We start from the raw sequence: 8,466 nt of genomic DNA, 5'->3' as shown, positions 1-8,466 counted from the left end.
GGAGTTACTGTCACTGTTGATAAAACAGGACAGTCGACAGCTACGGATGGCCGGGGTGAATTTTCGATCAAAGTTCCTGATAATGGGATCCTTATCTTTAGCTCCGTTGGTTTTATCACCCAGCGTTTTCCGGTGAACGGACGTTTGGAAATAGAAGTGGTCCTGAAAGAATCTTCCAAAGACCTGAATGAAATTGTCGTGATCGGTTATGGAGCCCGTAAACAAAAAGATATTGTTGGTGCGGTATCCAGTATAAGTGCCGTACAGATCGAGAAAAGTTCTTCCATAAGTCCCGAAATGGCCATGCAGGGCCAGATCCCGGGCGTAAGTGTCACCTCCGCCGGTGGCGACCCAAGCGCTCGCCCGACCGTCAGGATCAGGGGCGTCAGCTCCTTTAATACGGCAGATCCCTTATATGTCATCGATGGAATTCCTCTCGCCGAAGGTGGATCCGGCGCGACGGTCGATGCGGTCAACGATCCTACCCGCCGGACGCCGATCAATATTTACACCATTATCAATCCCAACGATATCGAATCCATCTCCGTCCTGAAGGACGCTTCTGCCTCTGCCATATACGGCGTCAGAGCTGCAAACGGAGTGATCCTTATCACCACCAAATCCGGAAAGAAAGGCAGGGTGAGAGTGGATGTGGACGCCTATACGGGCACACAAAAAGTACCCAAAACCTATAAGGTGCTGAATACCCCTCAATTCGTCGATTTTTATACCCATTCCTATAATGCCAATCCTTATTATTCTACCGGAGGGGTTCCCATACCCATCGGCCAGGCCCAGTTCTTCGGACCTGTCTGGGATCCCGCCAGCACCGAATACCTGGGTAATAGCCCTACCTATGATTGGCAGCATGCCCTGATCAATAACAAGGCTAAACTCAGCAACTATAATGTAAGGGCAAGCGGAGGTACGGACAATATCAACTATAATTTTTCGGCAGGTTATGCCTCCAACGATGGGCCGATCGTCGGCGTGAATACACAGCGGTATAGCATAGCTTCGAATGTCACCAGCAAAATAGGCAAATACCTGGAGGCTGGTGTCAATCTACGCCTTATCCAGGAACGGTTGAACGGAGGATCGGGCGGTGACCTGGGGATCTATAAGGCAGCTCCCTGGCAGGCTATATATGACAAAAGCAATCCTTACGGATATGCTCCTTTGTATAAATTGACGGCTCCCATAACGCCCGGCTCTTCTACCTATCAATCAAGACCCGGAAATCTGGACACTCTGATCACAGTGGACCCTGTGTTTTCTTATTCACGTCTTTGGGGTCCACAGTATGTTCCCAGCGGAAACTACCTGGGCGCACTCGCCAGCAGCAGTAATATATACAAGAGCCAGAGCGCCATAGGAACCGGTTATATACAGGTACAGCCTCTTCCGGGTCTGAAATTCAAGGCGACGTTCAGCGGCCAGCAGTACACCGTGACCAATAACACCTATTCCGCTTTCGACAACTGGCAATTCCAGGAAACCCCGGGTAATCCTTACGGCGGCGTGCCGAATGCCACACCTGGTACCGTTCCCAACAGCCTGGGGATTTCCAACAGCATCACGACCAATACCGTGAAGTCGGTAAACGGCGATTATATACACAGCTTCGGAAAACATAACCTGGGAATTACCGCGGATGCCTCAGAACAGGAATATTATTGGAACACCAATTCATTGGCTTCCTATGTATATAGCCAGGATCCCTCTCTCCGTTATTTTAATGCGGCAGGAACGGAAAAGGCCTCTTCTTCCCTGAATGGTCATTACGTATTGATCGGTTACCTGGGACGCATAAGCTACAATTATGACAACCGGTATTACCTGGAAGGAGTGGTCAGAAGAGATGGTTCTTCCCGTTTTGCCCCCGGACATCAATTCGGAACTTTTCCTTCGGGTTCGGCGGGTTGGCGTATTTCCCGGGAAAAATTCATGGAATCCATCCCGTTTATAAATGATCTGAAAATCCGCGGGAGCTACGGTATCCTGGGAAATGAACAAACGACGGGAGGTTGGCAGTATCTGTCCGTAGCTAATGTAAATCCTCCGTCTTATAATCTGGGAGGAGGTTTACAATCCAATAATTTAGGAATTGCCTATGGGAATTTTGCCAACGCCTCCCTGACCTGGGAAAGACTCCGGTCTGCCAATGTAGGGATCGATGCGTTGCTTCTGAACAATACGGTTTCGTTAACTATTGATTATTATCATAAGGTAACCAAAGGAATCATACAACAGGTTAATTTGTCACCCAGCACCGGTTTTGAAATCCCGGCGAATTTAAACGTCGCCGATGTACTGAACAGGGGTTTGGAGTTTCAGGCGGGCTATAACCGGAATTTTGGAAATATCGGAATTTCCCTTTCCGCCAATCTGACTACCGTTCATAATGAGGTCCTTACCCTGGCCGATCATCAGGCTAAACGCAGTGATGGGTATTCTGCCAGCAACTTAGAAGAAGGATTGCCTATCGGATTTATCTATGGATATAAAGTAGGTGGTATTTTTCAGGATCAGGCCCAGATAGATAAATATAAAACCGGAACCACCGATAAGATCTCTACCCAACAAAAACCAGGAGACCTTTATTTTCAGAATATTTACGGTCAGCCTAAGGCTGGCAGCAGTCTGCATAACCCCAAACCGGACAGCGTAGTGGATGCCAATGATGAAACCTACCTGGGAAAAACGATTCCCGGTTATTATTATGGGTTCAATCTCAGCGCAAATTATAAAGGTTTCGATGTCTCCTTGTTTTTCATGGGGGTAGGAGACGTACAGAAATTCAATGCCACCAGGGCAGCGGCGGAAAGTATGAACGGATACGGGCGCAACCAGTTTGCTTCCGTGCTTAATGCCTGGACGCCCACCAATACCCATACCAATATGCCAAGGGCCGTATATGGAGACCCAAATGGTAATTTAAGGGCCTCCAACCGTTGGGTGGAAAATGCAGGTTATTTCCGGCTGCAGAATCTCTCCCTGGGTTACAATTTGCCAAAAAAATGGCTGGAGTCTACAAAAACCATCCAGGCATTGCGTATATATGTAACCGGTATCAATTTATTTACCGTAACCCATTATTCGGGTCTTGATCCGGAAAATGATGTTAATCCGACGACCCGGCAATTCCTGGTAGGCGTCAGAGCATCTTTCTAACACCCTTAAAAAGAAATATATGAAAATATATAGTAAATTTTTGATCATCATTTCAGGAATATTGTTCACCTTTCTTTCCTGTAACAGGAATGATCTGAACCTGCCACCGCCTACCCAGAGCGAAACTTCCTATTTTAATTCCGAATCGGATTACCGGACGGCCATTATCGGCGTATATGCGGCCATGACGGATTTCTATGCATCCTCCAATGCAACGGGTGGGGGGAGTTGGGAGGGAGAGATCCAATTCCTTTCGGGAGATGATCTGACTATTAATGCCTCCGAACCTTTCGAGATTTTTGGTAATGGCATTAATCCGGCCAATGCAAAGATATCGCAATACTTCAGCAGTTGTTATGTCTTATTGAACAGGGCTAATAAGATCCTGCAAAAGATAACGGAAGCAAAGTCCGGGATATATATAACACCAAATCTTCAACAATATAACCAGGGAGAGATGTTTTTCCTTCGGGCTTTTGGACATTATCAGCTGTGGAATGTTTTCGGAACCGCTCCCCTCGATAGCACAGTCATTACTTCCACCGCGGGGCTCACTCCACCCAGTTCCAAAGGAACGGAATTACTGGATCAGGCGATAACCGATCTTACGAAGGCAGCAACCCTCTTGCCTTCAGCGCCATGGGGTCCATCCGATATAGGAAGAGTGACAGCCAACGCTGCTTACGGGCTCCTGGGAAAATGCCTGGTCTTCCGGGGAACGGTCAATAAAAATGCTGCCGATTTTCAGGCAGCCATCGATGCGTTCGGAAAGATATCCGGAGTAAGCCTGGCGACCAATTTTGAAGATAATTTCGACGTCAATAAGGAAAATAACCAGGAATCGCTCTTTGAATTCCAGGCCGGAGTGCCCATTCTGGGAGCGGGTTCCACCAATGCCTGGCTCTCGAACGATCAGGCAAATATCGGTGTGGCCGGGGCTTTCTGGCAATCGTTCGGCCCGGGGAATTTTACCTCTTATATGGGAGGGGGGGTGTATAGTACTACTGAAAAACTGGTTAATAGTTTCGAGGCCAATGACCCGCGTATCCCCTTTACTTTTACCGGGACCACCATCAATAAATATATCCTTAACGATAAAGCGGAAGGCCCGGCGAATTCCGTAAATAATCCCAGGATTTTGCGATATGCAGATGTGTTGCTGCTTCAGGCAGAAGCAATAGTGCAATCCGGAGGAAATTTGTCCCAGGCTATCGGGTTGATCAACCAGGTCCGTGCCCGTGCCCGTAATATGGTTTCAGGAGGAACGGTTCCCGCAGACCTGGATAATACGGTGACAGACAAAGGTACCATCCTGCAATGGGTCATGGATGAACGTTTCCGCGAACTGGCTGCAGAGGGACAGCGTTGGTATGATCTGCGCCGCTGGGCCCTGGGAGGGGTCATCACCCTGAACAGCGCTTTTTTTAATTCCATAGCCCTGGATCAGGATGGGAACAGTCTTACCAGTTTTGATGCGCATTTCCTGAATTTTCCTATTCCCAATTCGGAGACTCAAAAGAATTCGAATATTATTCAAAACACCGGATATTGATGGTGCCATGCTCCTGTTTAAAATTTCTCGCATGTCCCCATCCATACTCTATGCGTTGCGGAGCAGCCCCCTCTGACAAGGCCAGGGGAATTCCCTGGCTTTTGTTATTGTTCCGGGAAAACGTAAATTTCAGGATGATGTGGTCTTTCCGCTTTCCTCTTTTTTGGGTTGGGTTTTGGACAATCAATTTCTTCTTTACGGCTTGTCATTCCCAACCTGTTCAGCCCCCACTTTTTAAAAAAATAGCTTCCGGAACATCCGGGATACATTTTAATAATAAGATCACGGAGAATGATTCGATCAATCCCATCGACGAGGAATTCCTGTATAACGGCGGAGGGGTGGGAGTAGGAGATTTTAATAAAGACGGATTGCCGGATCTTTATTTCACTGGCAGCCAGGTGTCCAACAAATTGTATCTTAATAAAGGCAATTTTAGTTTCTCCGATATAACATTGGAAGCAAGGGTAACCGGAGAGGGACGCTGGTGCAATGGGGTCAGTGTAGTGGATATTAATAATGACGGATGGCCGGATATTTATGTTTGTACTACTATTAAAAAGGACCCGGCACAACGTACCAATTTATTATACGTCAACCAGGGCCCGGATAAGAACGGGATTCCGGTATTTAGGGAAATGGCGGCTGAATATGGGCTTGCTGATACGAGTTATTCGGTGCAGGCCGCTTTTTTCGATTATGATAATGACGGGGACCTCGATATGTACCTGGTCACGACCAAATTGACCCAGCGCGATGCCGCCATCCGTTTTGCTTCCAATAATGCATCACAGGATCATCGGGATGTCGATAAACTTTTCAGAAATGACTGGAATGATTCCCTTAAACACCCGGTATTTACCGATGTAAGTGCAGCGGCTAATATTACAGATCATGGTTATGGGCTGGGCGTGGCCATAGTGGATATTAACCGGGATGGCTGGAAGGATATTTATGTTTCGAATGATTTTTTGGGCAGCGATCTGCTCTACATCAATAATGGCAACGGGACTTTTACTAACAGGATTGGCGAATATTTTAAGCATACCTCCCAGAATGCGATGGGCAATGCCATGGCAGACATCAATAACGACGGACTGGCGGATCTGCTGACTGTCGATATGGATCCTGAGGATAATTTCAGAAAAAAGAAAAATATGGGGGGCGCCAATTATACGATCTATCAGAATATGCTTTATGGGAACTATATGTTACAGTATGTGCGTAATACCCTTCAGCTGAACCAGGGCCCCCGTGTGAACGGGCATGATTCCATAGGACCGCCCATTTTCAGCGATATCAGTTTCTATGCAGGAGTCGCGGAGACAGACTGGAGCTGGAATCCGTCCCTTGCGGATTTCGATAATGACGGGTTCCGGGATATACTGATCACCAATGGATATCCCAGGGATGTTACTGACCATGATTTCAGCGCATTCCGGCAAGAAAAAGGAGCTGCCGTATCCAAAAAAGAACTGATCAGCCAGGTACCACAGATCCGGATCCCTGATTATGCATTTAAGAACAAGGGCGATCTGCAGTTTGAGAATGTCACCAAAGCATGGGGAATGGAAACCCCTTCTTTTTCCAATGGCGCCGTGTACGTGGATCTGGATAACGATGGCGATCTGGATTATGTCGTAAATAATATCAATGATGAGGCTTTTGTTTATGAGAATACGCTAAATGGTTCCGGGTTCCTGGATATTATCTTTAAAGGCGATGACAAAAACCCTGACGGAATAGGAGCCTGGGCCGAAATTTATTACGGAAATGGGCAATTACAGGTTTTTGAGAATTCTCCCTACCGGGGTTATTTGTCAACGGTCGAAGCAAAAGCACATTTTGGGCTGGGAAGAATTGCCCTTATCGATTCGGCCGTTATTAAATGGCCGAATGGCAAACAGGAGGTGCTCCGAAAGGTGGCCGCCAACCAGGTCATGACGGCAGATATCAGGAACGCTTCCACACCATATGGGTTCGGTTTGGGGGATAGGGCCGTCAAGCCCCTTTTTACAGATATCACTTCCTCGGCGGGCATTCAGTATTTCCATCATGAAACTGATTTTATCGATTTTAATAAAGAAAAACTGCTGCCACACAAATTGTCGCAGTATGGCCCTTCCCTGGCCGCCGGAGATCTGGATGGCAACGGACTGGATGATATATTTATCGGGACCAGCGCAGGAGAATACGGACAGCATTTTTTATTGCAGCAACCGGATGGCCGTTTCCTGGACAGGACCTTGCCTGCTATTGCGGGTAAGGATACACGGTTTCCCGAGAACCTGGGAACGCTTATTTTCGATGCAGACGGTGACGGTTACCCTGATCTGTACTGTGCAAGCGGGAGCAATGAATTTCCGGCAGGATCCAAAGATTACCAGGACCGGCTTTGGATAAATGACGGTAAAGGGAATTTTCGATTGGATACAAGCGCCATCCCGGTTAATTATACCAGCAAAAGTTGCGTCAAGGCCGCCGATATAGATCATGATGGTGATCTTGATCTGTTCATCGGCGGGCGAGTGCTGCCAGGGAATTACCCTTTGCCGGTCAATAGTTTTATTTACCGGAATGATTCCCGGCCGGGCCATCCCAAATTTACGGATATCACGGCAACGGTTGCTCCGGGGTTGCAGCAGGTGGGCATGGTCTGCGACGCGGTCTGGACCGATTTCGATAACGACGGCTGGACCGATCTGATCCTGACAGGAGAATGGATGCCGATAAGGTTTTTCCGGAACGATCATGGAAAATTCGTGGATGTCACGCTTCAGTCCGGAGTTGCTGGTGAGATAGGCTGGTGGAACAGTATAACTGCCGGCGACTTCGATAATGACGGAGATATCGATTATATCGTGGGGAACCTGGGCGAGAACTCCTTTTATAAAGCAAGTGCAGAACACCCGGTAAGTATTTATGCCAAAGATTTCGATAAGAATCAAAGCCTGGATGCAATCATTACCCTTTTTTTGCCGGATGGGAACGGAGGACTGAAAGAATTTCCTGCGGCTTCGCGGGATGAAATGATGAAACAATTGCCCGGTCTCAAAAAGAAATACCTCACCTACAAGGAATTCGGACAGGCAACCTTCTCCGATATTTTTTCAAAAGAAGAAATAAAAGACGCCTATTTCCGACATGCCAATAATTTTTACAGTTGTTACCTGGAAAATACAGGCAGCGGGCATTTCAAGATGCATAGGTTGCCAGGAATGGCCCAACTGGCGCCTATATACGGAATGGTGGCCGATGATTTTAACCAGGACGGAATGCTTGACCTCGCCCTCAGTGGAAATGATTTTGGGACCGAAGTAACAACGGGGAGATATGATGCCCTGAATGGTCTTGTATTGCTGGGTGATGGCAAAGGGAACTTTCAACCCCGGACTATTTTGCAAAGTGGTCTTTTCCTTCCCGGTGACGGGAAGTCCCTCGTAAAATTAATGGGTCCAGGAAATACCAGTTTGCTGGCGGCTTCTCAGAATAACGGTCCCTTGAAGTTGTTTTCCTCGAAAGGAGGTTCGCCTTCGGTCAGGCTAAAGCCTAAAGACCGGATATTGCTGATTACCTTGAAGAATGGAAAGATCCGGAGGGAAGAGGTGGGGTATGGGTCTTCATTTCTTTCCCAATCTTCGCGGTTTACCAATGTCAATGGGAACATCCGAAAGATAGAGGTCATCAATGATAAGGGGGAGAATAGGGTTTTGTATAAAATGTTAAAGTAACTTATCGCT

General features: G+C 47.4%; 3 protein-coding genes. All 3 read left to right on the top strand.

The window, feature by feature from the left end:
* Window positions 1–3,174 (top strand): SusC/RagA family TonB-linked outer membrane protein (locus ACX0G9_RS23410; RefSeq protein WP_459067393.1); only part of this gene is annotated, 3,174 nt, incomplete at its 5' end.
* A 19-nt stretch (window positions 3,175–3,193) separates the two neighbouring features.
* The gene (locus tag ACX0G9_RS23405; RefSeq protein ID WP_459067392.1) at window positions 3,194–4,726 is read left to right on the top strand and encodes a RagB/SusD family nutrient uptake outer membrane protein; all 1,533 of its coding nucleotides are present in this window, start codon (window positions 3,194–3,196) and stop codon (window positions 4,724–4,726) included.
* 50 nt (window positions 4,727–4,776) lie between these two features.
* Window positions 4,777–8,457 (top strand): VCBS repeat-containing protein, encoded by a 3,681-nt coding sequence (locus ACX0G9_RS23400; RefSeq protein ID WP_459067391.1) that lies wholly within the window; start codon window positions 4,777–4,779, stop codon window positions 8,455–8,457.
* The last annotated feature ends 9 nt before the right edge of the window (window positions 8,458–8,466 follow it).

This window comes from Flavitalea flava, assembly GCF_054461575.1.
This window is presented reverse-complemented; position numbering and strand designations above follow the sequence as displayed.